This is a genomic window from Microbacterium sp. 5K110 (assembly GCF_005774735.1).
Taxonomy (GTDB): Bacteria; Actinomycetota; Actinomycetes; order Actinomycetales; family Microbacteriaceae; genus Microbacterium.
Genome location: NZ_VBUM01000007.1, coordinates 39,694 through 66,355 on the forward strand (window position 1 = coordinate 39,694; position 26,662 = coordinate 66,355).

Below are 26,662 nucleotides of genomic sequence, written 5' to 3' on the forward strand. Positions count from 1 at the left end.
CCTAGACCACCTTCAGCCCGCGCACGAACTCCGCCACGACCGGCGCGAGCCCGGCCCCGATGTCGTCCGCCGGTCGCCGCTTCCCCTTGACCTCGAAGGAGTGGTTCGCATCGGGCACCCAGTGCACGTGCGCGTCGTGACAGGTCGAGACCACCTCCTCGAACTGCACGCGCGGGTGGATGAAGGGGTCGTTCTCGCCCTCGACGAACAGTTGCGGCACCGTGATCGCCGGCAGGTGCTCGGCGCGGGGCTTGTCGGGTCGGCCCGGCGCGTGCAACGGATACCCGAGGTACACAAGTGCCAGAGGAGAGAGCGCACCCTCCGCCGTGGCGACGGATGCCATCCGGCCCCCGTACGACTTCCCGGCGGCAACGAACGGACCCGCGCCCGCACCCACCAGCCACGCCTGCACCCCCGCCCAGGTGGCGACCGCCTGGGCGGCGGGTCCCGGCATCCGTCGGCCGGCCTCGACGTACGGGAACACGAAACGCAGCACCGAGACACCGGCATCCCCGAGACCGGCGGCGAGGCCCTCGAGGAAGGGATGTGTCATGCCCGCTCCGGCGCCGTGCGCGAGAGCGACGGTCGCGCGGGCGTGCGGTGCGAGGGACCACAGGCCCGACACCTCCGTCTCGCCCGCCGGGAGGGCGACGGGGATGCGGACGGGGTCGGCGATCACCGGTCGTCGCGCTGCGCGTCCGATTTGGGGGCGCCGTCCGAGGAGGGCTCGGGATCTGCGGCGGGCGCCACCGGGGGCGCGATGCGCTCACCGTAGCGCGGGGGCTCGTCGTCCGCTAGACGCGACGGCACGGGCGGACGCGGCGGCACGGCCGGCGCGGGCGCACCCGGCGTCTGCACGCGTTCGCCGTACTGCGGCGGTGCCGCGTCGGTCGGGGTGGCCGGGCGAGCGACGACCGTACGCGCGGCAGCCGCCGGGCCGAGGACGTCACGGGCCTTGGTCAGGCTCGCCGCGGCGACGCACACGTCGTAGTGATCGGCGGTCACCTGCATGACCGACGCGAAGTCACGGCGACGGCGCACGATCGAGTACGTGCCCAGGCTCAGCAGCATGCCCAGCGCCATGCCCACCAGGAGCACGCCGATGAACGCCGAGATCTCGACGGTCGGGGTCCCCAGCACGAAGATGAACGCGAAGAGCAGGCCGAGCATCAGACCGTTCAACGCACCCGAACGCGCGGCGGTGGCGTACCCCAGTCGACCGGTGATCCGCTCGATGGAGCGGAGTCCGCTGCCGACGATCGCGATGTCACGCGCCGGAACCTCGCCGGCGATGAGCGAGGACACGGCCTTCTGAGCCTTCTCGTACGTCGGGAACGACGCGACCTTCTCGCCGACCTCGTCTCGACCCGCGCCCATCGAACCCGCGAACATGCTCATTTCACCATCTTGTCACGCGCCCCTGTGCGCCCGGTCGGGTCCGGCGCGGGTTCGCGGACTACGCTGGGACGGTGAGCACGCAGAGGGTTTTCGTCGCCCGCTTGGCGGGCTGCACGGTGTTCGATCCCGCGGGCGACCGCCTCGGGAAGGTGCGCGACGTCGTGGTGATCTACCGCTCGTCCGCAGCGCCGCGCGTCGTGGGCCTCGTCATCGAAATCCCCGGCCGACGACATGTGTTCGTGTCGATCGGACGCGTGACCTCCATTCAGGCCGGCCAGGTGATCACCACCGGGCTGATCAACGTGCGGCGCTTCCAGCAGCGCGGCGGCGAGGTGCGTGTCATGGCCGAGATGCTCGGACGGCGCGTCCACCTCGTCGACGGGTCCGGCGACGCCGTGATCGAAGACGTCGCGATCGAGCGCAACCGTCTCGGCGAATGGGACGTGGGCCAGCTCTTCCTGCGGCGTCCCCGAACGAGCGCCTCCCCGTTCGCCAAGGGAGCAACGACCTTCGCGGCGTGGAACGAGGTCCGCGAACAGCAGACCCCGGGCCAGGCGCAGTCGGCCGAGCAGTTGGTGGCGACCTACTCCGACCTCAAGCCCGCGGATCTCGCCAACACCCTCCTCGACCTCCCCGAGGAGCGTCTCATCGAGGTCGCCGAAGAACTCAGCGACGACCGCCTCGCCGACGCCCTCGAAGAGATGCCCGAGGACGAGCAGGTCCACATCCTCGAGCAGCTCGGCGACGAGCGCGCCGCCGACATCCTGGATGCCATGGAGCCCGACGACGCCGCCGACCTCCTCGGTCAGCTGCCCGAGACGCGCCTCGAACAGCTCCTCGACCTCATGGAGCCCGAAGAGGCCGACGACGTCCGCGCCCTGCTGCAGTACGGACCCGACACCGCCGGCGGTCTGATGACCCCCGAGCCCATCGTGCTGTCCGCCGACGCGACGGTGGCCGAGGCCCTCGCGCTGATCCGGCGCCATGAGCTGCATCCCGCGCTCGCGGCATCCGTCTTCATCACCCTGCCGCCGTACGAGACGCCCACGGGCCGGCTGCTGGGCACGGTCCACTTCCAGCGCATGCTCCGCTACCCGCCGCACGAGCGGCTCGGCGCGATCATCGACGACACCCTCGAGCCGGTACCCGCGGATGCCTCGGCGGCCGAGGTCGCGCGCATGCTCGCGAGCTACAACCTCGTATCGCTGCCCGTCGTCGATCAGGCCCACCGCCTCGTCGGATGCGTGAGCGTCGACGACGTGCTCGACTACCTGCTGCCCGACGACTGGCGCACGCACGACGGCGATGATCCGAGGCCCAGGACGACGATCAGACCGCTCGCGACCGCGAGCATCCCCCAGATCCCGACGCAGACCCCGAGGAGGCGCTGATGGCACGTGCACAACGACAGACCTCGCTCGACGCGCCCCGCGGTCGCACCGGGATGCTCGCCCCCCGCACCCCCCAGCCCTCGCGCGACCGGTTCGGCCGGTTCACCGAGTGGGTCGCCCGGGCGATGGGCACCCCGACGTTCCTCCTGTCGCTCACGCTGTTCTGCGTGGTGTGGATGGGGTGGAACTCCCTCATGCCCGACGAGCTGCGCTTCGACTCCGCCGCGATCGGTTTCACCGCCCTCACCCTCGTGCTCTCGCTGCAGGCCTCCTACGCGGCGCCGCTGATCCTGCTCGCGCAGAACCGACAGGACGACCGCGACCGCGTTCAGATCGAGCAGGACCGCCAGCGCGCCGAGCGCAACCTCGCCGACACCGAGTACCTGGCCCGCGAGATCGTGGCGCTGCGGATGGCCGTGCGCGATCTGACCGACGAGGTCATCACGAAAGAGAGTCTGCGCGCCGAGCTGAAGGCCGCGCTGGAACGTCTCGACGACAGCGACGCCGCCGAACCGAAACCGGCCGCGCCGTGACCGGGGCGGCCGCCGACCGCGTGCGCGCCGCCGTCGCCGCCGTCACGGATCCGGAGTTGCGTCGCCCGCTGGGCGAGCTCGACATGGTGCGCGACATCACGGTGCGCGACGGCGTCGCCGAGGTGGGGATCGCGCTCACGATCGTCGGCTGCCCCGCCGCGGACCGCATCGAGCGCGACGTCCGTGCCGCCGCGGCATCCGTCGACGGGATCTCCGCCGTCGAGGTCGCCGTCGGCGTCATGTCGCCCGACGAACGTCGAGCGCTGACCGAGCGTCTGCGCGGTGGTCGCGCGGCGCGCGAGATGCCGTTCGGCCCCGGCTCCCTCACTCGGGTCATCGCCGTGACGAGCGGAAAGGGCGGCGTGGGCAAGTCGACCCTGACCGCGAACCTCGCCGTCGCCCTCGCCGCCCGCGGGCTTCGCGTGGGACTCGTGGATGCCGACGTCCACGGCTTCTCGATCCCCGGACTGCTCGGCCTGGTCGACGCCGACGGTCTGCCCCCCGCGCCGACGCGTCTGGACGACCTCATCCTTCCTCCGGTCGCGTATGGCGTGAAGGTCATCTCGATCGGCATGTTCCTGCGCCGTCCCGGCGAGGATGCCGCCGGCGCGGTCGCGTGGCGGGGTCCGATGCTCCACCGCACGGTGCAGCAGTTCCTCACCGACGTGTACTTCGGCGATCTCGACATCCTGCTGCTGGACATGCCCCCGGGAACCGGCGACGTCGCCATCTCGGTGGGGCAGCTGCTCCCCCACGCCGATGTGCTCGTGGTCACCACCCCGCAGGCTGCGGCCGCCGATGTCGCCGTCCGCTCGGGCCTCGTCGCCCGCCAGACCGGTCAGACCCCGGTCGGCGTCATCGAGAACATGGCCGCGATGGCGCTTCCCGATGGGACGCTGCTCGACCTGTTCGGCTCCGGCGGCGGCGAAGCCGTCGCCCGCGCGCTGTCGAGCCCCGGCGACGACGTGCCCCTGTTGGCATCCGTCCCCCTCAGCCCCGCGCTGCGCACCGGCGGCGACGACGGCCGCCCCGTGGTCATCGCCCGGCCCGACGACCCGGCGTCCGTCGCGATCGAAGCCGCCGCAGCCGCCCTCGCGGCACGCCCGCGCGGACTGTCGGGACGCGCGCTGCCGATCCGACCGCGCTGAGTTCTCAGGTGGCTTCGTCGTCGAACGGCGGCGTCTCACCGGCGACGAACGCGGGCTTCTCGGCCGAAGCCTGGGTCGCCAGTGCGGCCGCGCCGGCCGCGCGCATCGTCGCCGTGGGCGTGTCCTCGAGAAGCGCCTCGCGGATGATGCGCCGGGGGTCATACTGACGCGGGTCGAGCTTGCGCCAATCGACGTCGTCGAAATCGGGGCCCATCTCGTCGCGCATGCGGGTCTTCGCACCCTGCATGGTCTCTTTCGCGCGCTTGGTCAGACGGGCGAGACTCTCGGCGTACTTGGGCAAGCGCTCGGGGCCGATGACGAGCGCAGCGATCACACCGATCAGCAGGAGCTTCTCGATCGTGAGGCCGAAGAACATGAGTTCAGATTACCCGCCGCGCCTCGGACGCCCGGACCACCCTGCCGTCTAGCCTGAGCGGGGAGGTCCACGTGAGCGGTTACGAAGCGAACGAGCGGTTCGTGCAGGAGTCGACGGTCGAACCCGAGCACATCGCGCGCGCCCGCGCGCACGCGCTCGAGCTCGGAGCCGCACCGATCAGCGCCGCCGTGGGCGCGCAGATCGCCGTGCTCGCCGCGTCCTCCCGCGCGCTCAATGTCGTCGAGGTCGGAACGGGCGGCGGTGTCTCGGGTCTGTGGCTCCTGCACGGCTCACCGCGGGCGACGCTGACGACGATCGACAGCGAGCCCGAACACCTCGGCGCCGCACGGGCGGCGTTCGCCGAGGCGCGGATTCCCGCGGCTCGCGCGCGTTTCATCACCGGCCGCGCGGCCGATGTTCTCCCCCGGATGAACGAAGCCTCGTACGACATCGTCCTCATCGACGCCGACGCCGAAGGCGTCATCGAATACGTCGAGCACGGTCTGCGACTCGTGCGCGCGGGCGGCACGGTTCTCGTTCCCCGCGTCCTCGCCGGCGGCGCCGTCGCCGACCCGGTGCGGCGCGACTCGGTGACGACCGCGTACCGCTCGCTGATACAAGAGGTGCAGACCTCCCCCGCCGTCTTCGGCGCGATCTCGACCACGGGCGAAGGTCTCCTGCAGCTGACGACGGTCACCCCTCTCACCTGATCGGGCGGGCGCCATCACCCTTGGCGAACGGCGAAGGCCGGTCCCCCGTGGGAACCGGCCTTCGGACACGATGCGTCAGGCTGCGCCGACGACACCGCCGAGCACGTCGTAGAGTTCCTTGGCTTCGGCGTCGTTCACCGACACCACCAGGCGTCCGCCGCCTTCGAGCGGAACACGCACGATGATGAGCCGGCCCTCCTTCACGGCCTCCATAGGTCCGTCACCGGTACGCGGCTTCATGGCTGCCATCGCGGCCCCCTTTTCGTCGTTGGTCTATGGAGTAGTTTAGTCGGTCCGCCGGGCGACCTGACGGGACGCGCGCCCGCGACGTCCGTCACGCACGGTCACGGAATCTGCCAGTACGTGTTCCCGAGCCCGTACATGTTGTAGATCCACCACCATTGACCGAGCAACGCCGCCCCCAGAACGGTCACGCGCCACGCGCGCGAACGCGGGACGGCCACCGCTCCCCAGAGGGGCGAGATCGGCAGCAGCAGCCGGAAGATGCTCGACTGCGGGAAGAACACGAGCAGCAGGTAGAGCAGATAGCTCGCCGACCAGAGGCGGATCTCCACGCCGAGACGTTTCACCTGGGGGGCGAACAGCAGAACGGCAGCGACGCCGAGGACGAGCAGCACGAGAGCGGCGTATCCCACGGCGGCGCCGAGGCCCCACTGCGTGAACCAGAACCCCGCGGCCTGGACCCACCCCTCGACCGGGACGAAGTGTCCGCTCGTGTCGCCGATCCAGTTGCGGCGCCAGGCCAGTTCCGTCGCGAGGTAGGCACCGGGATCCCCCGTGACCACGGCGGCGATCGCTTGCCACACGAACCCGACCACGACCGCCAGCGCCGCCACGCCGACGAGGTGCGCCATGTCTCGCAGAGGCAGCGGATCCACCCGTCGGCGAAGGAACCGATGGATGCCGTACAGGCCGACGAAGAGCGCGAAGGCCAGGATGCCGGGACGTGTGAAGCCCATCGCCGGCACCAGGAGATACAGCCATCCCCACTGTCGCAGCTGCACGCAGCGCAGGGCGAGGAAGAGCAGGAAGAGGAAGAGCGCTTCGGCGTAGCCGACCTGGAACAACGCCGCCAGCGGCCCGCAGGCGAAGAACGCGACCGCCCACGTCGCAGCGGCGTCGCCGATGCGGTCGCGGAGGAGGCCGTGCAGCATCACGCTCGCCCCGAAGCCCGAGACGAGCGAGATCACGACGGCGCCGGCTCCCCACGACCCCAGCAGCGCACCGAGCCCCGCCGACAGGTAGGCGTAGACGGGCATGAACGCCCACGCGTTCTCGGCCACGCCGCCCTGCGGGGTGAGCGGTAGATCGGCCGGGTAGCCGGATACCGCCGCCAACCAGTACCACTGCGCGTCCCACCCGAGAGCGAGTTCGCCGAGCGACGGGGCGACGCCGTACCGAGAAGCCGGTCCCGACAGCGCGGCGGCGATGAGGAAGAACCCCGTCGTGACCAGTCGCGCCGCCACGTAGATGACGGCGATACGGGCCACCACCGGTCCGCGCGGCCACACGGTGCGCGCCGGCACCGAGGTGGCCGCCGGCGAACTCACGACCCGGTCAGCCACGACCGGAGGCCGCGCTCGACCGCGTCGATCTGCGCCAGGGGCACGCGCTCCTCGTCGTGGTGCGCGAGGTGGGGGTCTCCCGGCCCGTAGTTGACGGCGGGGATGCCGAGAGCCGAGAAGCGGGCGACGTCGGTCCAGCCGTACTTGGGTTTCGGCGTCGCGCCGACGGCATCCACGAACTCGCGCGCCAGGGCGGCGTCCAGACCCGGACGCGCCCCCCCGGCGACGTCGACGATCTCGACGTCGAAACCGGTGAACACGTCGCGGACGACCCGCTCTGCGGCCGCCGCGTCGCGGCTCGGCGCGAAGCGGTAGTTGACCTCGACCTCGCACGCGTCGGGGATGACGTTGCCGGCCACACCCCCGGTGATGCGGACGGCGTTCAGACCCTCGCGGTAGACGAGACCCTCGACCTCGATCTCGCGGGCCCGGTACTCCGCCAGCCGGGCCAGGACAGGAGCTGCCTTGTGGATGGCGTTCTCACCGATCCACGAGCGGGCGCTGTGGGCTCGCACCCCCGTCGTGCGGACGAGCGCACGCAGGGTGCCGTTGCAGCCGCCCTCGACCTCACCGTTGCTCGGTTCGCCGAGGATCGCGAAGTCGCCCGCGAACAGATCAGGGCGATTCCGCGAAAGTCGGCCGAGGCCGTTCAGCGCCGAGTCGACCTCTTCGTGGTCGTACCACATCCAGGTGATGTCGACCGGAGGAGCCGTGAGCTCGACCGCGAGCTTGAGCTGCACGGCGACGCCCGCCTTCATGTCGACGGTGCCCCGTCCCCACAGGAACGGTTCGCCGTCGATCTCGATGTCGCGCGTGGGCAGGTTGTCGTTGATCGGCACGGTGTCGATGTGCCCGGCGATCACGACGCGCCGCGACCTCCCGAGCGACGTGCGGGCGACGACCGTGTCGCCATCGCGGATCACCTCGAGGTGGGCGTGACCGGAGACGGCAGCCTCGATGGCATCCGCCAGCGGGGTCTCGTCGCCGGAGACGCTGGCGATGTCGCAGATCGCCCGAGTGATCTCGACGGAGGACGCGGTCAAGTCGAGCGTGGGCATGCCTCCGATCCTACCCAGCGCGCCTCCGGCGCCCCGATAGCCTGTCAGAGTGACGAACGAACGACAGATCACCGGTACCGGCCTCTCGACCATCGCCTCCGACGGGACGGTCCTGGACGCGTGGTTCCCCGCTCCCGCCCTCGGCACCACGGATTCCGGTGCCGATCACGGCCTCGACGCCCTCGCCGGGAGCGACGAGCGCCGCGCCGTGCGGATCGAGGTCGTGACGCTCACGATCGACGTGGATGCCGCACCGGCCTCTACCGTCGACGCCTACCTGCGCCTGCAGGCGCTGTCGCACCGACTCGTCCGGCCCAACGAGATCTCTCTCGACGGCATCTTCGGCCACCTGCCCAACGTCGCGTGGACCAACGCCGGCCCGATGCACCCCGACGATGCCACGCGGCTGCGCCCGGCGCTGCTGCGCCACGGCATCCAGATCCAGGGTCTGGACAAGTTCCCGCGTCTCCTCGACTACGTCACCCCCGCCGGTGTCCGCATCGCCGACGCGTCGCGCGTGCGTCTGGGCGCGTACCTCTCCCCCGGCACGACGGTGATGCACGAGGGCTTCGTGAACTTCAACGCCGGCACGCTAGGGGCCTCGATGATCGAGGGGCGCGTGTCGCAGGGCGTCGTGATCGGGGACGGGAGCGACATCGGCGGCGGCGCCTCGATCATGGGCACCCTCTCGGGCGGCGGCACCCACCGCGTCTCGATCGGCGCCCGGACCCTCCTCGGCGCCAACGCCGGCATCGGAATTTCCCTGGGCGACGACTGCGTCGTCGAGGCGGGCCTCTACGTCACCGCCGGCACGAAGGTGCAGGTCGGCGACGGGACGGTGAAGGCCGGCGAGCTGTCGGGCCGCAACGGCATCCTGTTCCGTCGCAATTCGCTCACCGGCGCCGTCGAGGCCTCGGCGCGTGCGGGCGTCGGCGTCACGCTGAACGAAGCGCTGCACGCCTGACGCTTCCCTCCGGGCTGAGAAACGCTCTCTGCACTGAGAAACGCGCGCAGCGAGCGTTTCTCCCTGCGGCGAGCGTTTCTCGCGCTCCGCCGGGCCACCGCACACGCGAAACGCCCCGCCCCTCGCAAGAGGGACGGGGCGTGTACGCGGGGGTCAGCGCGCGCCGGGGTAGTCGCGCTGGGCGGCCCCTGTGTACAGCTGCTGCGGGCGGCCGATCTTCGTCTGCGGGTCGGTGATGGCCTCGCGCCACTGTGCGAGCCAGCCCGGCAGACGGCCGATCGCGAAGAGCACGGTGAACATGCGCGTCGGGAAGCCCATCGCCTTGTAGATGACGCCGGTGTAGAAGTCGACGTTGGGGTACAGACGACGCTCCTTGAAGTAGTCGTCCTGCAGGGCGATCTGCTCGAGCTCCTTGGCGAGGTCGAGCAGCGGGTCGCTGACGCCGAGGGCCTCGAGGACCTCGTCGGCCGCCTCTTTCACGAGCTTCGCGCGGGGGTCGTAGTTCTTGTAGACCCGGTGCCCGAAGCCCATGAGCTTGACGCCCTGCTCCTTGTTCTTCACCCGCTCGACGAAGCGCTCGACGCTCTCGCCCGAGTCGCGGATGCGGCCGAGCATCTGCAGCACGGCCTCGTTGGCGCCGCCGTGGAGCGGGCCCGAGAGCGCCTGGATGCCGGCGGAGATCGACGCGAACTGGTTGGCGCCGGTGGAGCCGACGAGGCGAACGGTCGAGGTGGAGGCGTTCTGCTCGTGGTCTTCGTGCAGCATGAGCAGCAGGTCGAGCGCCTTCGTCATGACCGGGTTGATCTGGTAGATCTCGCTGAGCACACCGAAGTTGAGCTTGAGGAAGTTGTCGACGAACCCGAGCGAGTTGTCGGGGTACAGGAACGCCTGCCCGATGCTCTTCTTGTGCGCGTACGCGGCGATGACGGGGAGCTTCGCGAGCATCCGCACCGTGTTCAGCTCGACGTGCTCGGGGTTGTGCGGGTCGGACTCCGACTCGTAGTAGGTCGAGAGCGCGGCCGTCGCGGCCGACAGCACCGACATGGGGTGCGCGGTCGGCGGGAGCGAGGAGAAGAAGCGCTTGAGGTCTTCGTGCAGCAGGGTGTGGCGGCGGATGCGCTCGTCGAACGCCGCCAGCTCGGATGCCGAGGGGAGCTCGCCGTAGATGAGCAGCCACGCCACCTCGAGGTAGGTGCTGTTCTTCGCGAGCTGCTCGATCGGGTAGCCGCGGTAGCGGAGGATGCCCTGGTCACCGTCGATGAAGGTGATGTCGGACTTCGTCGACGCCGTGTTGACGAAACCGTAGTCGAGCGTGGTGTGACCGGTCTGCTTCGTCAGCGACACGATGTCGATGCTCGGCGTACCGTCGGTGCCCCGCAGGACCGGGAATTCGGCGGTGGTGCCCCCCACCGTGAGAGTGGCCTTGTCGTGCTCCGTACCCGCGTCGCTCACCGCGCCTCCTTGCGATTTCTGGTCGCCCGTGTGGTCGGACCGTAGGAGCACCCGGCCCCCACGGCCTTCTCGGTCGAACTCCGCCTGCGCGATTCCCGACACGGCACGCGGCGGAGGGTGGCCCGCACACAGTGCCCTTACAGCCTAGTAGGGCCGGCGACGTACAGATGACATCGCCAAAGGATGCCCCCTCCGGATGGAGGGATCCTCCTGAGCCTCAGGCGCGCCGCCGCGGCACCACGAGCGGCGTCGCCGTCTCGGGGTCCGGGATGATGCGACACGGGAGGTCGAACACCTCCTCCACCGCGGTCTCGGTCAGCACCTCGCCCGGCGCACCGTCGAGCACGACGCGGCCGTCCTTCAACGCGATCAGACGGTCCGCGTATCGCGCCGCCTGGTTCAGATCGTGGAGCACGGCGATGATCGTGCGTCCCCGATCGCGGTGGATCCGGGCGAAGAGGTCGAGGGCGTCGATCTGATGGGCGATGTCGAGGTAGGTCGTCGGCTCGTCCAGCAACAGCGTGTGCGTGTCCTGAGCGAGCGCCATCGCAAGCCACACCCGCTGTCGCTGGCCACCCGACAGCGCATCGACGTCGCGATCGGCGAGAGCGCTCACGCCCGTGGCATCCATCGCCTCGCGCACGGCGGTCTCATCCGCGGAGGTCCACGCGGCGAAGGGCCGCCGATGGGGATAACGGCCGCGCGCGACCAGGTCCGCCACGCGCATCCCCTCGGGAGCCGTGCTCGACTGGGGCAGCATGCCGAGCGAGCGGGCGAGCTCCCGCGGCGACCGGTCCCGTACGTCTCTCCCGTCGAAGACCACCGAGCCCTCGGCGACCGGCAGCAGACGCCCGATCGCGCGCAGCAGCGTCGACTTGCCGCAGCCGTTGGGGCCGACGATCGCGACGAACGAACCTCGCCGGATGCCGAGCGAGAGCTCGTGCACGACGGTTCGGCCGTGGGGGTAGGTGATCGAGACGCCGTCGAGCGCGATGACCTCGTCGACGGCGGTGTCCGGCCTCACAGCAGTCCTCTTCCGGCCAGCAGCTCCTCCAGGCGGTCGGCCTGGGTCTCGTCGTCGACGGAGGTTTCGAGCACCTCGTCGATGGCCCGCTGCAGCTCGGGGCCGGCCGCGGCGAAGCGGGCCGCCCACCGCTCGCTGTCGCGGCGCCAATAGCCCATGGTCGTCCACCGTGAGGCCGGGATGCCGAGCTCGCGGCGCAGTCGCGCACGAACGGCTCGCATGTCGGCGGCCTCGCCGGAGAACCAGACGTAGGCGAGCGGGTCGCCTCCGCAGAGTCGCCGCGTCTCGTCGACGAGCGCGGACGTCGCGCACCACCGCAGGTCGTCCCCCGGCCGCAGGGCGAGCGCCTGCCGGTCCGCGGGGTCGTCGAGCGCGATGACGATCGACGCCGGCGGCGACGTCTCGAGCGCGGCACGCTCCTCGAGGATGCGTCCGATCGCGGGGAGCGCGCTGACGTCGCCGCAGAGGACGAGGGACGTCGTGTCCGACGGGGGCGCATAGTGTCCGCGCGGCGCATCGAACGCGACGACGTCGCCGACCGCGGCGGCCCCGGCCCACTCGGTCGCGGGGCCCGTTCGGTGCAGAACCAGGTCGACGTCGATCTCGCCGCGGCCTTCCCGCCGCCGGCGCACGGTGTAGTACCTCTTGACGGAGTCGCCACCGGGAACCGGGACCCACAGACCGAAGAACTCGTCCGCCGGCCCGGGTTCCGGCATCCCGGCTCCGCCGAGACCGCGGACTCCGGCCAGCGTCACGCGGACCATATGGGGCGTGAGGCGCGACACCGCCGTCACCCGCGCCTCGTATTCCGGTCGGTCCTCTCGCAGAGTCATCGACGGGTCCTCTCTCTTCGGGTGAGCAGCCAGGCCAAGTAGAGGCCACCGAGGCAGACCGTCACCAGACCGGTCGGCAGCATGACGGGGGCGACCACGCGCGACGCGATCAGGTCGCTGGCGGACAGCAGGCTCGCGCCCACGAGCGCCGACGCCCCGAAGGGAATGGTGCCGGTGCGCCACACCCGCCGGGCGATCTGGGGCGCCGCGAGAGCGACGAAGCCGATGGGGCCGCACACGGCGGTGGCCACGGCGATGAGCGCGACGCCGATGAGCATCGCCCACCACCGGGTGGCCGACGGACGCGCGCCGAGGGCGGCGGCCCGCTCGTCGCCGAACTCCAGGGCGTGCAGGGCGGGTGCGAGCGCCGCGATGGCGACAGCTCCCGCGGCCAAGGCGAGCGCGGCGGGGAGGATCCACTCCGCGGCCGCACCGTTGAGCGAACCGGTGGCCCAGACGGCAGCGGCGCGGGCGCGGGCGTCGTCGAGGCGCACCACGAGAAGGACATTGACCGCGGCCGCCATGGCGCTGACCCCGACACCGGTGACGACGACCGTGAATCCCCCGAAGCCCGTGCGGGCGCACAGGGCGAACACGATCGTCGCCGTCACGAGTCCGCCCCCGACGGCGCCGCCCGCCAGCGCGAGGATCGACGACGCTCCCGCCAGGGTGACGGTCAGCACCCCGGTGAAGGCGCCGACCGAGAAGCCGAGGATGTCGGGGCTGCCGAGGGGGTTGCGCGTCACCGTCTGGAAGAGCGCGCCCGAGAGAGCCAGGAGCGCGCCGACAACGATGCCGAGCATTGCGCGCGGCAAGCGCCACTGCTGGACGACGAGCACAGTGCCGGCATCTCCCGCGCCGACGAGGGCCCCGAGGGCGTCGGCGGGGGTCACGCCCAGATCGCCGAGCGTGAGCGTACCCAGGGCCGACGCCACCAGGATGGCACCGACCACCACGGAGGCGATCCGGCGGCGTCGGAGCAGGGCGGGGTGCGCCCGGGTGATCGCGGCCATCACGACCGCCGACGACGGTGGACGAGGGCGATGAGCACGGGCGCTCCGAGGAAAGCGGTGACCACACCGAGGGGAAGCTCTCGCGGCGCCACGACCGTCCGGGCGATCAGGTCGGCGGCCAGGAGCAGTACGGGCCCGGCGACGATGCTGGCCACCAGCGTGCGGACCTGGTCGGCGCCGGTGAACGCGCGGACGGCGTGGGGAACGAGGAGCCCGACGAACGCGACCGGCCCGATCGCGGCGGTGGCCGTGCCGCACAGCAGGACGACGGCGACGAGTCCGGCCGTACGCACGCGTGTCACACGCGCGCCGAGCGCGTGCGCGGCATCCTCCCCCATCACGAGCAGATTCAGACCGGGCCCGATCGCCAGAGCCAGCACGAGTCCCACCGCGACGATGCCCGTCACCCACAGCGCCGTGGGCGCGTCGCGAGCCGCCAGCGATCCCGCCTCCCACATCCGGATGCGGGCGTACTGCGCCGGGTCGATGAGGCTGAGCGCCTGCGTGAGGCCCGCGAGGACCGCGGTGAGGGCGACGCCGGCCAGGACGAGCCGGGACAGGGATGCCGAGCGCCCGACGCCGCCGAGGAGGGCGACGAGGACGCCGGCCACGGCGGCTCCGACGGCAGCGACGAGGAGGGTCGACCCGAAGCCCTGCAGTCCGAGGACGACGAAGGCGAATGTGACGGCCAGAGCGGCGCCCGAGTTCACGCCGAGGATGCCCGGCTCCGCGAGAGGGTTGCGGGTCAGGGCTTGCATCACCACGCCGGCGACGGCGAGGGCCGCGCCCACCGCGACGGCGAGGAGCACGCGCGGAAGGCGAAGGGTCTGCACGATGAGAGCCTCGTGAGAGCCGTCGGGGTGCGTGAGGAGTCCGAGAGCGCGCGACGGCGCGAGCATCGGCTCCCCCACGCACAGTTCGGCGACGGCGAGCGCACCGCCGAGGAGCACGACCACGCCGAGGGCGACACCGAGGGTCGTCGCCGGGGAGCGGCGCGCGCGGCGGCGCTCCCCGACAGCCGACGAGGTCACTTCTGCATCGGCTCGAGCACCGTGTCGACGAGCTCGCGCACCCAGTCCTGCGCGGTGACGTAGTCGGTCACGAGGGTGCGCAGCGCGTAGACGCGCCCGTTCTGGGCCACGGGCAGCGTCTGGAACACGGGCGCGTTCACGACCTCGCTGACGGCGGGGAGAGCCGCGCCGTCCGCGGAGGAGAAGGTCAGCGCGACGGTGACGTCCTCGAACACGGTCGGCAGCTGCTCGAACGGCAGGGAGACGTAGCCCGCGCCGTCGGCGTCGGGCAGCGAGGCGGCGCCGGGACCGTACGCGAGGCCCATCTCGTTGACCACGAGGTCACCCGTGGAGCCGGTGGGAAGCTGGACCGAGAATTGTCCGGCGGCGTCGCCGAAGGAGAAGTTGATCCACCGGTTGCCCTCGATCTGGGCACGGTAGGTCTCTTTGGTCTCGTCGCGCAGCGTTTCGAAAGCGGCCTTCTCGCTCTCCCATTTCGCGGTTGCGCCGGTGGCGGCCGCCGTCTGCTCGGTGATCCTCTGCCAATCACCGCGTGCGGTCCCGCCGGCGATCACGGTGGGGGCGATGGCGCTGAGACGTCGGTAGGTGGCCTCGTCGACCTCGTCCACTGTGCCGACGATGACGTCGGGTCGGGCGGCGGTGAGGGCCTCGAAGTTAATCTCGCCGTAGGTACCGATCTTCGCGGCATCCGCGATGTACGCCATTTGCGTGGGGCTGAAGCTGTCGGCCCAGCGCGAGTAGTCGATCGTGGCGATGGGTTTCACATCGAGCGACATCAGCTGCCACGGGGTGTCGTACGACACGGCGGCGACGCGCTGCGGCTGCTGCGGCACGGTGACCTCGCCGTAGGCCGACTCGACGGTCGTCGAGGCGGCGGAGGTCGGGACAGCAGCCGGAGCGGAGGCCACCGAGGCGCACCCCGACAGCAGGGTGAGGGTCACGGCGGCGGCAGCCACGGTCATCGCGGCACGGCGTCTTCTGGGCACGGGAAAGCTCCTCGGCGTTAGGTAAGGAATACCTAATTATGTCGAGGGATCATCGACCCCCATGAGCACAGACGTGAGCCGTTCAGTCGACTTCTTTGGCGAATCGGTCATCTCTGCGTCCGACGGCGAACGCGCGCGGGCTCACCCCGGCGACCTCCCGGAAGGCCGTGGAGAACGCCGCCGCGGAGTCGTATCCCACGCGCCGCGCGACCGCGGCGACGGGCGCACCCGCGGCGAGCGCTGCCATGGCCGCCTGCATCCGCAACCGTGAACGCCACTGGGAGAAGGACTCGCCCGTCTCGTCGCGGAAGCGTCGCGTGAAGGTGCGCGTGCTGACTGCACAGGACCGCGCCCACTCCTCGACCGTCCGGTCATCGCCCGGCGACGCAGCGAGCGCGGTGGTGACCACGCGCAGCCAGGGGCTCCGCGGCTGCGGGAGCCCGGCATCCGGGCGCGCGCCGAGCGAGAGGAGGTCGAGCGCGAAGGCCTCGGCGCGCGCACGGCGTTCCGGGGCCCGCTCGAGGTCGGCGTGCTCGTCGTCGAGGTGCGTGAGGACGTCGTCGAGGAGGGGCGAGCAGGTCAGCACCGTCGGCAGGGCGAGGGCATCGGGCACGGCGCCGCGGAGGAACCACGTGCACCGCATCGCGTTGCCGGGACTCGCGCGCACGTCGTGCGCGGTGAGCGCGGGAATCCAGATGGCGGCGCCGCGGGGCACGACGAACACGGCGTGCGCGGTCGTCACCGTCACCACGCCCGTGATCGAGGACAGCAGCTCGTGATCGAGGTGGTCGTGGGTCGCCCAGCAGTCTTCCCGGAGCGCCGGGGTGACGATCTCGACGGACTGCAGCCGAGGCCCCGGGATCCGGCCCGCCGCGTCCGTCATTCGACGCTCGCGAGCGACCGGGCGTACGCGGCGGGCGTGATGCCGAAACGCGCACGGAAGGCGGAGATGAAGCTGCTCACCGAGTCATAGCCCACCGCTGGGGCGACCGCGTGCACGGATTCCCCGCCGAGCAGCAGGCCGACAGCGACGTGAAGGCGTGCGCGCACCCTCCATTCGCGGAACGTCCGTCCGGTGTCGGCGACGAAGGCCCGGGCGATCGTCTTGGCGCTGACGCCCTGCTGCGCCGCCCATGCCTCGAGGTCGCGATCGTCGTCGGGGGCGGCCAGGAGCGCGTGGGCGATGGCGCGCGCCCGGGGGTCCTGCGGAAGAGCGACGACCTCGTGCGCGACGGGCGCCTCGGCCAGCAGGTCGGCGAGCACGGCGAAGCACCTCTGCCGTCGCGCCTCGGTCCGGCCGCCGCGGGCGAGGTGGCTCAGCAGCCCGCCGCCGAGCGGGTCGAGCCCGAGCACGCGCGGGCGGTCCCATCCCGTCCGGCTCGGCCGTCGGTGCGGATCGATGTACACGCTGATGAGCTCCCCCGGCTCGGTGAAGCGCATCTCGTGCAGCACCCCGGTCGGGATCCACGCCGCGTGATCGCGACGCAGATGCCAGCGGTCGGTTCCGACCGAGACCTCCGTCGATCCGGATGCCATCCACGAGAGCTGATCCTCCTCGTGACGGTGACGGTCGAACTCGCTGCCGGCGCGCACGGGCGTCGAGGTCACCGCGAATTCGGCGAATGTCCAGTGGCGAACAGCCGCCCGCCCGGCGGCGTCATCCGCGAGATCGGGATGTTCCCCACGGGACATCAGGGTGTCCTCGATCAGCACGAAATGTCTCCTCACGGCGGTGGCAGCCAAAGATAAGGCAAGGCTAACCTAGCATCCTCCCCGACCCGTCGATCCGAGAGCCGCCATGCCCGCCACACCCCCGCGTTCCCTCTCCGGCATGGCCTCGATGTCGCCGCTCGGACGCGAGCGGGCGCACGCACGCCCATGACCCGGATGCTGCTGCAGGCGCCGAGCTCCCCGATCGAGACGCGGCCGTTGACGGTCTCGCCCGCGACCACCCCGCGCCGCCTCGTACTTCGGGTGATGGGGGCCGTGCCCCGCTACGCGGTGCCCGCCGCCGCCCTGTCGGTCACGCATCAGGTGGGAGAGGCGCTCGTCCCCGTGGTCATGGGGATCGCGATCGAACGAGCTGTGGCCACGGGCGAACTCGCCCCGCTGCTGTGGTGGCTCGGCGTGCTGGCCGGGGTGTTCCTGACGCTGTCATTCTCGTGGCGCTTCGGCTCCCGCCTGGCGGAATTGGGCATGCTCGCCGTCCAGCACCGGCTGCGCCAGACGATCGCCGAGCACGTCCTGCGACGCTCGCCGCGCTCGGGGCGTCCGTCCGACCAACCGGGGGTGGCTCTGTCCCTCGCGGTATCCGACGCCGCGCGCCTCGCGGAGGCCGTGGAGATCGCGGTCTATCCGGTCGGACAGCTCGCGGCCGTGCTGTTCGGCGGCAGCGTCTTGCTCACCCTCGCGTGGCCGCTGGGCCTGGCCGTGCTGATCGGGGCGCCCTTGCTCTTGTGGCTGACGGAGCGCGCCGGCGCCTCGCTCCGGGAGCGCAGCGGCGACGAGCAGCAGGCCGCTGCGGCGGCCGCGGGCCGCGCCACCGACCTCATGAGCGGGTACCGCGTGATCCGCGGGATCGGCGCCGAGGAGGAAGCCGCCCGCCGCTACCGCCGTGCCAGTCAGGCGGCGCTGCGCGACACGCTGCGCGCGCGCCGCGCGGAGGGCGTCTTCGGCGGGGTGATGGGGAGCGTCACCGGTCTGTTCCTCACCGGTGTCGCCGTGGTCGCGGCCCTCCTCACCGTCACGGGGAGTCTGGGACTCGGAGAGTTCATCGCCGTCGTGGGACTCGCGCAGTTCCTCATCGATCCGTTGCGTTCCCTGGCCCTGTCGACGGGCGCGTGGTGGGCGTCGGCGACGGCGTCGGCGGGGCGCCTCCTCGACGTCCTCCGGGACGACGAGGAGCGCGACAGCGCACCGGAACGCGCGCGACCAGTGGCACTCCCCCACGATCTCCTCGACATCTCCCCCGGGGAGTTCGTCGTGGTCGCCGGCGACGGACGGCAGGCGCACCACGTGCTGTCGGGTCTCGTCGCCGCCTACCCCGATGCTCTCGTGGCGCCCCATGACGCCCACTTGTTCTCTGGAACCGTGCGCGAGAACGTCGCCGGCCCCCGGACGGATGCCACGCGCCTGGCATCCGCCCTGCGGGCCGCCGGGTGCGACGAACTGGTCGACGTTCTCCCCGCGGGGTGGGATACCCCGGTCGGAGAGAACGGCACCGGCCTCTCGGGCGGACAGCGGCAGCGCGTCGCGCTGGCCCGGGCTCTCGCGCGCGACGCCGAACTGCTCGTACTGCACGACCCCACGACCGCCGTCGACGCCGTCACCGAGGCGCGGATCGCCGAGCGCCTGCGCACCTCGCGTCGCCACGTCCGGACCGTGGTGGTCACGCGCGCTCCGGCGTTCCTCGCCGTCGCGGATCGTGTCGTCCGGCTCGCCGAGGAAGGTGTCGCATGAGCATCCCCCTGCCACTGGCCTCGGCCGGCGACGTCGCGCGCGAAGTGTGGCGAGCCCTCCCCCGCGGCTGGTGGCGACTGCCCGCTCTGGCGGCGGTCGTGCTCGGCGCCGCTGCGGCGGGAATCGTCGGTCCGCTGGCGCTGGGCACCGTCGTCGACGCCCTCGGCGCGGGCGAGCGTGGCGCACACCTCGTGCCGCTCCTCGCGGTCGTCATGTCCGTCGCGGTCGTCGCCAACGTCGTCCTCACCGCGATCGGCACGGTGACCGCGTCGCACCTCTGTGAGAGCGCCCTTGCGGTCTTGCGCGAGAGCATGGTCGAGACGGGGCTGCGCCTCCCCCAGGAGCGCATCGAACGCGCGGGGACGGGGGATCTCATCGCCCGGGCGGGCGACGACGTCGCCGAGGTGTCCGACGCGATCCCCCGTGTCGTCCCCGCCGTCGTCGGCGCGGCGTTCACGATCGCCGTCACCGTCGTCGGAATGGCGGTGATCGACCCCTGGTACGCGGTCGTGCTGCTGGCGGTGTCTCCCGTGCACGTGTGGGCGGTGCGCCGCTACCTCCGCGACGCGCCGCCGGTGTACGCCGCGGAGCGCGCAGCGATGTCCGAGCGCGCGCAGCAGCTCCTCGATGCGCTCCGCGGCCGCGAGACCGTGCGCGCGTTCGGCCTCGCCGGATCGCGCCTCTCGAGGATCTCGGAGGCGTCCTGGACGGTGGTCCGGTGGAGCATGCGAGCGCGCGGCATCCAGAACCGGTTCTTCGCCCGGCTGAACGGCGCGGAGTTCCTGGGGATGGCGGGACTGTTGATCGCCGGGTTCGTGCTGGTGTCGGCCGACGCGGGCACGCTGGGCGGCACGACCGCGGCGATGCTGCTCTTCCTGCGCCTGTTCGGCCCCATCAACCAGGTGCTGTTCGTCACCGACGACCTGCAGTCCGCCCTCGCCTCGCTCGGCCGGATCGTCGGGGTGATCCGCACCGAGACGGCGCCCGAGCGTGAGGCCGCGAGTGTCGCCGGCGACACAGTGCACCTCGCGAAGGTCACGCACTCCTTCGTGCCCGGGGTCACCGTGCTGCACGACGTGTCGCTCCGGATCGGCGCGCACGAGACGGTCGCCGTCGTCGGCGCGTCCGGGGCGGGCAAGACCACGCTGGCCGCAATCGCCGCCGGGGTCCACACGCCCGGGCACGGCGAGGTGCGACGCCCGCACTCGGTCGCCCTCGTCACGCAGGACGTCCACGTCTTCGACACCACGCTCCGCGAGAACCTCACTCTCGCCGCGGCGGATGCCACCGACGCCGAGGTGCGGGACGCGCTGATCCGCGTGGGTGCGGACTCACTCTTCACCCGCCTCGCCCGCGGGCTCGACGAACCCGTGGGCGCCTCGGGAACGACTCTGACGGCCGCCGAGGCGCAGCACATCGCGCTCGCGCGCGTGCTCCTGGCCGATCCGGCCTTCGTCGTGCTCGACGAGGCGACCGCGGAGGCGGGGTCGAGCGAAGCCGGACGCCTTGAGGAGGCTGCCGCCACCGCCGTGCGCGGCCGCACGGCCCTCGTCGTGGCACACCGCCTCAGCCAAGCCGCCGCGGCCGACCGGGTCGTCCTGTTGGATCGCGGGCGCGTCCGAGAAGAGGGGACGCACGACCGGCTGCGTGCCGCGGGGGGCGACTATGCGCGGCTGTGGGCCGCGTGGAGCGGATCCGAGTAACCGCCGACTACGGCGCCAGCCGCTCCGCCGCGGCCGCGATGCGCTCGTCGGTCGCCGTGAGCGAGAAGCGCACGTGCTGGGGGAAATGCGTCCCGTAGAAGTGCCCCGGGCCGACCAGGATGCCGAGTTCGGCGAGACGCCCCACGCTCTCCCACGCATCGCGTCCCTCGGTCGCCCAGAGGTACAGACCGCCTTCGCTGCGGTCGACGCGGAAGCCGGCCGCCTCGACCGCCGGCTTGAGCACCGCGCGACGACGGGCGTACCGCTCGCGCTGCGCGAGGACGTGCGCGTCATCGTCGAGGGCCACCGTCATGGCCCGCTGCACCGGCGCGGGAGGCATGAGCCCGAGGTGCTTGCGACCGGTCAGCAACCGGGCGACCAGCTCCGAGTCACCGGCGAGGAACGCCGCGCGGTATCCGGCGAGGTTGGACTGCTTGCTCAACGAGTACACCGACAGCACGCCCGTGAGGTCATCGCCCACGACGCGCGGGTCGAGCACGCTCGGCACGCGCTCGGCGTCCCACGGCGCCTCCCAGCCGAGTTCGGCGTAGCACTCGTCGGAGGCCAGCACCGCGCCGAGCTCTCGCGCCCGGATCACGGCATCCCGAAGCTCGTCGGTCGAGAGCACGCGCCCGTCCGGGTTTCCGGGCGAGTTGATCCACACGAGGCGCGTGTTCTCGGGCCATTCGGCAGGATCATCGGATGCCACGGGCTCCGCGCCCACGAGACGCGCACCGACCTCGTACGTCGGGTACGCGGCACGCGGGTGCACGACGACGTCGGCCGGTCCGAGGCCCAGAAGGAGGGGCAGGAGAGCGACGAGTTCTTTGGACCCCACCGTCGGGAGGACGTGGGCGGCGGTCAGGCCCGGGACACCGCGCCGACGGGCGTACCAGGCGACGATCGCCTCGCGCAGCGCCGGGGTCCCCATGGTCTGCGGGTACGCGTGCGCATCGGTCGCGGCGGCGAGGGCCTCGGCGACCACCGCGGGAGTCGGGTCGACGGGCGACCCGATCGACAGATCGACGATGCCCGCCGGGTGACGACGGGCGCGCTCGGCGTACGGCGCGACGGCATCCCAGGGATAGTCGGCGAGGTCGGCGACGCCCACGGGTCAGTGGCTCTGCGGAGGAAGTGCCGAGATGACCGGGTGGTCCTTGGCGATCACGCCGACCTTCGCGGCACCGCCGGGCGAGCCGATGTCGTCGAAGAACTCGACGTTGGCCTTGTAGTAGTCCGACCACTCTTCGGGGAGGTCGTCCTCGTAGTAGATCGCCTCGACGGGGCAGACCGGTTCGCACGCACCGCAGTCGACGCATTCGTCGGGGTGGATGTAGAGCGAGCGCTCACCCTCGTAGATGCAGTCGACGGGGCATTCGTCGATGCACGCGCGATCCTTGACATCGACACACGGGAGGGCGATCACGTAAGTCACCCGATCAGTCTACGCGTGACGACGACCCCACCCGGCCCGACGGCCGGACCCTATGATCCGGCAGCGGGCTGGGGCCGCAGTCGGGAGACGTCCGGCCAGAAAGCCACGAGGGTCAGCAGGATCGGGCCGACGAAAGTCCAGGCGATCGCGATCCACGCGGTGTCGGGCGTCGCCGCCGCGACGATCGCCGAACCCCCCGGTCCGACCTGCGAGAACAGGAACGTGGCCGCGATGATGCCCAGACCGCCGGCGATCGCGTTGACGCGGTCCTGCGTGAGCGTTCGGAGGGCGATGAGCAGCGCCGCGCACCCGACGGTCGCCAGGACGAGACCGACGGGCAGGGCACCGAGCCGGTAGGCGTGCCCGACCGTGGCGGCCGTCCCGTAGAACGCACCCACCGCGAAGGCGACGACCCAGCCGAAGACACGGACGATCCCTGAACTCACGCGGTCAGTCTAGGCGCGGGGTCATGTGGCCCAGCCGAACGCGCGGAGGAGCGCCGCGGTGGCCGCGGCGGCGGCGACGACCACGAGGAACGGCGCCCGCAGCCACAGCAGCACCGCGGCGACCACGACCGCCGGCACGCGTGCGTCGACGACGATCGCGGACCCCGCTCCCACGGCCTGCACGACGACGAGCGCCGAGAGCAGCGCGACCGTCAGCAGATCCGCGATGCGGGCCGGCCGCGGCGCGTCGAGCCAGCCCTGCGGAAGCAGATAGCCCACGGCCTTCAGCGCGAGGCAGAGCACGGATGCCGCGAGCACGGCGGTCCACAGGGTCATGGCATCCCGTTCTCGTCGTCCGCCGCCGGCGCGGCCGGGCGGCGCGGGTCGAACCAGCCGAGGGCGACGGCGACGCCGGCCGCCGCGATGACGGGGATGCCGGGCATCGCCCAGGGCGTCAGCAGGGCGGCCACCGCCGCGGCCCCGATCGCGACGGCGAGGGGCTGACGCCCTCGCAGGCGCGGCCACAGCAGAGCGAGGAAGGCGGCGGCCGCGGCGGCATCCAGTCCCCATGCCCGCGGGTCGCCGAGGACATCGCCGAGGAGGGCGCCCGCGAGCGTCGTCAGGTTCCACCCGACCCAGATGGCGACGCCTGTGACCCAGAAGCCCACGCGGCGGGCGCGCGGGGTCTGCTGAGCCAGGGACACGGCCACCGACTCGTCGATGGTGAACGGAGTGGCCGCGGCCCGCCACCAGCCGCCCGGGCCGACGACCGGCGACATCCGCATCGCGTAGGCGGCGTTGCGCACGCCGAGCAGGGCCGACGAGGCGACGGCCGCCGGAGCCGCGGCGACTCCCCCGGCGGCGATCACTCCGACGAAGGCGAACTGCGATCCGCCCGTGAACATGAGTAGGCTCAGCACGCACGTCTGCCACACATCGAGACCAGATGCCACCGACAGGGCGCCGAACGAGATCCCGTACGCGCTCGTGGCGAGGGCGACCGCGACACCCTGACGGGCGGCGACTCCGTCCGGTGTTCGATAGAACGAACGCATGAACAGCATCGTGAACGATCGCTGGCCGTTCGTCAAGTCGAACGATCGTCACGCATAATGAACGCATGAGCGAGCTCGGCGATCGCATCGCGACCACCCTCCGGCGCGAGCGCGAGCGCCGCGACCTCAGCGTCTCGGAACTCGCGCGTCGTGCGGGAGTGGCCAAGGCCACGGTGTCGCAGCTCGAGAACGGCGGCGGGAATCCCAGCGTCGAGACGCTCTGGGCCCTCGCCTCAGCGATGGAGATCCCCTTCGCGGTCCTCGTCGACGAAGGCGTGCGCTCCCCCACCCTGATCCGCGCGGGCGAGGGCGGCACGGCGGTCGCGTCCTCGGCATCCGAGTACGTGGCGGTGCTGCTCTCGGCGAGCCCGCCGCACGCGCGCCGGGACATCTACCTGCTCACGGCGGAGCCCGGAGCCCCACGGCTGTCCGACCCGCACCCGCGCGGCACGATCGAGCACGTCGTGATGATCACGGGCCGCGGCCTCGTCGGACCGGCCGACGCGCCGTTCGAGCTGGGGCCCGGCGACTACCTCTCGTACGCCGGTGACGCCCCGCACGTCTTCGAGGCGCTCACACCGGGCATGGGCGCGGTGTGCGTGTCCGAATCGCGCTGACACTCGCCGGCGCGGGTCGATGAGACTATCGTTCCCGCATGAGCCGCATCTTCGACACCGCGTTCTCGGCGATCCACCCCCTGTACGTCGCCAAGGTCGAGCGCAAGGGACGCACCCGCGAGGAGCTCGACACCGCGCTGCGGTGGCTCACCGGCTTCGACGACGCCGAGCTGGAGCACCACATCGCCGCCGACACGAGTCTGCGGGACTTCTTCGACGCCGCGCGCCTGAACCCCCTGTCGGTGAACGTCACCGGGGTCGTGTGCGGCGTGCGTGTCGAACAGATCGAGGATCCGCTGATGTACCGCATCCGGCTGATGGACAAGCTCGTGGACGAGCTCGCGAAAGGACGACCCCTCGCGAAGGTGCTTCGCGAGGGGTCGTCGGTCTGACGCGAACGCTCAGGCGTTGGCATCCTGGCGCTTGAGGCGCGAGGCGGCGCGACCGCGCTCGGTCGCGTCGAGCACGACCTTGCGGATGCGCACCTTCTCGGGCGTGACCTCTACGCATTCGTCGTCGCGGGCGAACTCGAGCGACTCTTCCAGCGTCAGCACGCGGGGCGGCGTCATCGACTCGAAGGAGTCCGAGGTCGACGAACGCATGTTCGTGAGCTTCTTCTCCTTGGTGATGTTGACGTCCATGTCGTCGGCGCGCGAGTTCTCGCCGATGACCATGCCCTCGTAGACCTCTTCGGTCGGCTGCACGAAGAAGCTCATGCGCTCCTGCAGGGCGATCATCGCGAACGGCGTCACGACGCCCATGCGGTCGGCGACGATCGAGCCGTTCTGACGCGTCGTGATCGACCCGGCCCAGTCGTCGTAGCCGTGCGAGATCGCGTTGGCGATACCGGTGCCGCGGGTGATGGTGAGGAACTCGCTGCGGAAACCGATGAGACCGCGCGAGGGCACGACGAACTCCATGCGCACCCAGCCGGTGCCGTGGTTCGTCATGTTGTCCATACGGCCCTTGCGGGCGGCCATGAGCTGCGTGATCGCGCCGAGGTGCTCTTCGGGAGCATCGACCGTGAGGTGCTCGAAGGGCTCCTTGAGCTTGCCGTCGTCGCCGCGCTTGGTGACGACCTGGGGCTTGCCCACGGTGAGCTCGAAGCCTTCGCGGCGCATGTTCTCGACGAGGATCGCGAGAGCCAGCTCGCCACGGCCCTGCACCTCCCACGCGTCGGGGCGTCCGATGTCGACGACCTTGAGCGAGACGTTGCCGATGAGCTCGCGGTCGAGGCGGTCCTTGACCATGCGCGCGGTGAGCTTGTGCCCCTTGACCTTGCCCATGAGGGGCGAGGTGTTGGTGCCGATCGTCATCGAGATGGCGGGGTCGTCGACCGTGATGGCCTTGAGCGGACGCACGTCCTCGGGGTCGGCGATGGTCTCGCCGATCGTGATGTCGGGGAAGCCGGCGATGGCGACGATGTCACCGGGGCCCGCGTCTTCGGCGGGGTAGCGCTCCAGCGCGCGTGTCTTCAGCAGCTCGGTGATGCGGGCGTTGCTGGTGGTGCCGTCGGCACGCACCCAGGCGACCGTCTGGCCCTTCTTCAGCGTGCCGTTGAACACGCGCAGGAGCGCGAGGCGGCCCAGGAAGGGGCTGGAGTCGAGGTTGGTGACCCACGCCTGCAGCGGAGCCTCGTCGTCGTAGGACGGAGCGGGCACGTGCTCGAGGATCGCGCCGAACAGCGGCTCGAGGTCGTCGTTGTCGGGCAGGGCGCCGTTGTCGGGGCGGTTGAGCGACGCGGCACCCGCGCGGCCCGACGCGTAGACGACGGGAACGTCGAGCAGCGCGTCGACGTCGAGGTCGGGCACGTCGTCCACCAGGTCGGACGCGAGTCCCAGCAGCAGGTCATGCGCCTCTCCTTCGACCTCGGCGATACGCGCGTCCGGGCGGTCGGTCTTGTTGACCAGCAGGATCACGGGGAGCTTGGCCTCGAGCGCCTTGCGCAGGACGAATCGCGTCTGGGGCAGCGGACCCTCGGACGCGTCGACGAGGAGCACGACGCCGTCGACCATCGACAGTCCGCGCTCGACCTCGCCACCGAAGTCGGCGTGACCGGGGGTGTCGATCACGTTGATCGTCACCGGCACCTCGGTGTGCACACCGTTGTAGGTGATCGCCGTGTTCTTGGCGAGGATCGTGATGCCCTTCTCACGCTCCAGGTCGTTCGAGTCCATCGCACGCTCTTCGACGTGCGCGTGGTCACCGAACGAGCCGGTCTGGCGCAGCATGGCGTCGACGAGGGTCGTCTTGCCGTGGTCGACGTGCGCGACGATCGCGACGTTACGGAGGTCAGGACGAAGGGCGTGCGCCATGGAGGGTCTCCAGGAAAATTCGGGGTGGCGCCCGGAATCGGGCACATCTAGTCTACCGGGCGTCTGCAACACTCCCGGCAGGGAGCGAAAAGGGGCGGCATCCCCACAGGAACGCCGCCCCCGATCACA

General features: G+C 71.4%; 29 protein-coding genes. 9 read left to right on the forward strand and 20 right to left on the reverse strand.

What is annotated here, in order from left to right; genetic code table 11:
- Position 1: 1 nt before the first annotated feature.
- Both FE256_RS03440 and FE256_RS03445 read right to left on the reverse strand, forming a co-directional pair.
- Positions 2–679, reverse strand: a complete 678-nt coding sequence (locus FE256_RS03440; RefSeq protein WP_252370888.1) for an alpha/beta hydrolase family protein — start codon at positions 677–679, stop codon at positions 2–4.
- On the reverse strand, positions 676–1,398 hold the full coding sequence (locus tag FE256_RS03445) for a YflT domain-containing protein (RefSeq protein ID WP_138172835.1): 723 nt from the start codon (positions 1,396–1,398) through the stop codon (positions 676–678). The genes FE256_RS03440 and FE256_RS03445 overlap by 4 nt, the downstream gene beginning before the upstream one ends.
- A 71-nt stretch (positions 1,399–1,469) precedes the next feature.
- Here FE256_RS03445 and FE256_RS03450 point away from each other — a divergent pair, with 71 nt between their 5' ends.
- The 3 genes from FE256_RS03450 to FE256_RS03460 are packed head-to-tail and all read left to right on the forward strand — an operon-like array spanning position 1,470 to position 4,470.
- A complete protein-coding gene (locus FE256_RS03450) occupies positions 1,470–2,789 on the forward strand; it encodes a magnesium transporter MgtE N-terminal domain-containing protein (RefSeq protein WP_138172836.1) in 1,320 nt (439 codons plus the stop codon).
- On the forward strand, positions 2,789–3,322 hold the full coding sequence (locus FE256_RS03455) for a DUF1003 domain-containing protein (protein ID WP_138172837.1): 534 nt from the start codon (positions 2,789–2,791) through the stop codon (positions 3,320–3,322). Before FE256_RS03450 ends, FE256_RS03455 begins: the two co-directional genes overlap by 1 nt.
- Positions 3,319–4,470 (forward strand): Mrp/NBP35 family ATP-binding protein, encoded by a 1,152-nt coding sequence (locus tag FE256_RS03460; RefSeq protein ID WP_138172838.1) that lies wholly within the window; start codon positions 3,319–3,321, stop codon positions 4,468–4,470. The genes FE256_RS03455 and FE256_RS03460 overlap by 4 nt, the downstream gene beginning before the upstream one ends.
- 4 nt (positions 4,471–4,474) lie before the next feature.
- Here FE256_RS03460 and FE256_RS03465 read toward each other — a convergent pair whose 3' ends face one another.
- On the reverse strand, positions 4,475–4,846 hold the full coding sequence (locus FE256_RS03465; RefSeq protein WP_138172839.1) for a twin-arginine translocase TatA/TatE family subunit: 372 nt from the start codon (positions 4,844–4,846) through the stop codon (positions 4,475–4,477).
- 71 nt (positions 4,847–4,917) lie between these two features.
- Here FE256_RS03465 and FE256_RS03470 point away from each other — a divergent pair, with 71 nt between their 5' ends.
- Entirely contained in the window at positions 4,918–5,556 is a 639-nt protein-coding gene (locus tag FE256_RS03470; RefSeq protein WP_138172840.1) for an O-methyltransferase, read from the forward strand.
- A 75-nt stretch (positions 5,557–5,631) separates the two neighbouring features.
- Here the strand turns inward: FE256_RS03470 and FE256_RS03475 are convergent, their stop codons facing one another.
- The 3 genes from FE256_RS03475 to dapE form a co-directional block, all read right to left on the reverse strand.
- On the reverse strand, positions 5,632–5,805 hold the full coding sequence (locus FE256_RS03475) for a DUF3117 domain-containing protein (protein WP_076490128.1): 174 nt from the start codon (positions 5,803–5,805) through the stop codon (positions 5,632–5,634).
- Positions 5,806–5,900: 95 nt separating this feature from the next.
- Entirely contained in the window at positions 5,901–7,142 is a 1,242-nt protein-coding gene (locus FE256_RS03480) for a putative hexosyltransferase (protein WP_354645969.1), read from the reverse strand.
- Entirely contained in the window at positions 7,124–8,200 is a 1,077-nt protein-coding gene (gene dapE / locus FE256_RS03485; protein WP_138172841.1) for a succinyl-diaminopimelate desuccinylase, read from the reverse strand. Before dapE ends, FE256_RS03480 begins: the two co-directional genes overlap by 19 nt.
- 49 nt (positions 8,201–8,249) lie before the next feature.
- Between dapE and dapD the strand changes: the two genes are divergently transcribed.
- Positions 8,250–9,164 (forward strand): 2,3,4,5-tetrahydropyridine-2,6-dicarboxylate N-succinyltransferase, encoded by a 915-nt coding sequence (gene dapD, locus FE256_RS03490; protein ID WP_138172842.1) that lies wholly within the window; start codon positions 8,250–8,252, stop codon positions 9,162–9,164.
- A gap of 153 nt (positions 9,165–9,317) precedes the next feature.
- On the opposite strand, the gene FE256_RS03495 is transcribed toward dapD, so the two are convergent.
- The 8 genes from FE256_RS03495 to FE256_RS03530 all read right to left on the reverse strand — a co-directional run bounded on the left by FE256_RS03495 (position 9,318) and on the right by FE256_RS03530 (position 17,216).
- Entirely contained in the window at positions 9,318–10,616 is a 1,299-nt protein-coding gene (locus tag FE256_RS03495) for a citrate synthase (RefSeq protein ID WP_138172843.1), read from the reverse strand.
- A 217-nt stretch (positions 10,617–10,833) separates the two neighbouring features.
- On the reverse strand, positions 10,834–11,640 hold the full coding sequence (locus FE256_RS03500; RefSeq protein ID WP_138172844.1) for an ABC transporter ATP-binding protein: 807 nt from the start codon (positions 11,638–11,640) through the stop codon (positions 10,834–10,836).
- Complete coding sequence (locus FE256_RS03505; protein ID WP_138172845.1) at positions 11,637–12,473, reverse strand: siderophore-interacting protein; 837 nt, start codon at positions 12,471–12,473, stop codon at positions 11,637–11,639. The genes FE256_RS03500 and FE256_RS03505 overlap by 4 nt, the downstream gene beginning before the upstream one ends.
- Positions 12,470–13,486, reverse strand: coding sequence for a FecCD family ABC transporter permease (locus tag FE256_RS03510; protein WP_138172846.1), 1,017 nt, complete (start codon positions 13,484–13,486; stop codon positions 12,470–12,472). Before FE256_RS03510 ends, FE256_RS03505 begins: the two co-directional genes overlap by 4 nt.
- Complete coding sequence (locus FE256_RS03515; RefSeq protein WP_212743465.1) at positions 13,486–14,517, reverse strand: FecCD family ABC transporter permease; 1,032 nt, start codon at positions 14,515–14,517, stop codon at positions 13,486–13,488. Before FE256_RS03515 ends, FE256_RS03510 begins: the two co-directional genes overlap by 1 nt.
- The gene (locus tag FE256_RS03520) at positions 14,514–15,503 is read right to left on the reverse strand and encodes an ABC transporter substrate-binding protein (protein ID WP_212743466.1); all 990 of its coding nucleotides are present in this window, start codon (positions 15,501–15,503) and stop codon (positions 14,514–14,516) included. The genes FE256_RS03515 and FE256_RS03520 overlap by 4 nt, the downstream gene beginning before the upstream one ends.
- 82 nt (positions 15,504–15,585) lie before the next feature.
- Complete coding sequence (locus tag FE256_RS03525; RefSeq protein ID WP_138172847.1) at positions 15,586–16,386, reverse strand: helix-turn-helix transcriptional regulator; 801 nt, start codon at positions 16,384–16,386, stop codon at positions 15,586–15,588.
- A complete protein-coding gene (locus FE256_RS03530; protein WP_138172848.1) occupies positions 16,383–17,216 on the reverse strand; it encodes a helix-turn-helix transcriptional regulator in 834 nt (277 codons plus the stop codon). Before FE256_RS03530 ends, FE256_RS03525 begins: the two co-directional genes overlap by 4 nt.
- A 165-nt stretch (positions 17,217–17,381) precedes the next feature.
- Between FE256_RS03530 and FE256_RS03535 the strand changes: the two genes are divergently transcribed.
- The gene (locus tag FE256_RS03535; protein WP_138172849.1) at positions 17,382–18,962 is read left to right on the forward strand and encodes an ABC transporter transmembrane domain-containing protein; all 1,581 of its coding nucleotides are present in this window, start codon (positions 17,382–17,384) and stop codon (positions 18,960–18,962) included.
- Positions 18,959–20,665 (forward strand): ABC transporter ATP-binding protein, encoded by a 1,707-nt coding sequence (locus tag FE256_RS03540; RefSeq protein ID WP_138172850.1) that lies wholly within the window; start codon positions 18,959–18,961, stop codon positions 20,663–20,665. Before FE256_RS03535 ends, FE256_RS03540 begins: the two co-directional genes overlap by 4 nt.
- 7 nt (positions 20,666–20,672) lie before the next feature.
- Here the strand turns inward: FE256_RS03540 and dapC are convergent, their stop codons facing one another.
- Genes dapC through FE256_RS03565 form a run of 5 tightly spaced genes read right to left on the reverse strand, consistent with a single transcriptional unit; the run spans position 20,673 to position 23,601 of the window.
- Positions 20,673–21,776 (reverse strand): succinyldiaminopimelate transaminase, encoded by a 1,104-nt coding sequence (dapC, locus tag FE256_RS03545; RefSeq protein ID WP_138172851.1) that lies wholly within the window; start codon positions 21,774–21,776, stop codon positions 20,673–20,675.
- Positions 21,777–21,779: 3 nt separating this feature from the next.
- A complete protein-coding gene (fdxA, locus tag FE256_RS03550) occupies positions 21,780–22,100 on the reverse strand; it encodes a ferredoxin (RefSeq protein ID WP_022878250.1) in 321 nt (106 codons plus the stop codon).
- Between the two features lie 50 nt (positions 22,101–22,150).
- Positions 22,151–22,546: a histidinol dehydrogenase gene (locus FE256_RS03555; RefSeq protein WP_138172852.1), complete on the reverse strand. Its 396-nt coding sequence runs from the start codon at positions 22,544–22,546 to the stop codon at positions 22,151–22,153.
- Positions 22,547–22,567: 21 nt separating this feature from the next.
- Positions 22,568–22,882, reverse strand: a complete 315-nt coding sequence (locus FE256_RS03560) for an AzlD domain-containing protein (RefSeq protein ID WP_138172853.1) — start codon at positions 22,880–22,882, stop codon at positions 22,568–22,570.
- Positions 22,879–23,601: an AzlC family ABC transporter permease gene (locus tag FE256_RS03565; protein WP_138172874.1), complete on the reverse strand. Its 723-nt coding sequence runs from the start codon at positions 23,599–23,601 to the stop codon at positions 22,879–22,881. The genes FE256_RS03560 and FE256_RS03565 overlap by 4 nt, the downstream gene beginning before the upstream one ends.
- Before the next feature lie 65 nt (positions 23,602–23,666).
- On the opposite strand from FE256_RS03565, the gene FE256_RS03570 reads away from it, so the two are divergent.
- Together FE256_RS03570 and FE256_RS03575 are read left to right on the forward strand one after the other, a co-directional pair.
- A complete protein-coding gene (locus tag FE256_RS03570) occupies positions 23,667–24,218 on the forward strand; it encodes a helix-turn-helix domain-containing protein (protein ID WP_138172854.1) in 552 nt (183 codons plus the stop codon).
- A gap of 38 nt (positions 24,219–24,256) precedes the next feature.
- Positions 24,257–24,610, forward strand: coding sequence for a DUF2200 domain-containing protein (locus FE256_RS03575; RefSeq protein ID WP_138172855.1), 354 nt, complete (start codon positions 24,257–24,259; stop codon positions 24,608–24,610).
- A 9-nt stretch (positions 24,611–24,619) separates the two neighbouring features.
- On the opposite strand, the gene typA is transcribed toward FE256_RS03575, so the two are convergent.
- Positions 24,620–26,533 carry a translational GTPase TypA gene (gene typA, locus FE256_RS03580; RefSeq protein WP_138172856.1) on the reverse strand — a complete coding sequence of 638 codons (1,914 nt, stop codon included), beginning with the start codon at positions 26,531–26,533 and terminating at the stop codon, positions 24,620–24,622.
- Between the last annotated feature and the right edge of the window lie 129 nt (positions 26,534–26,662).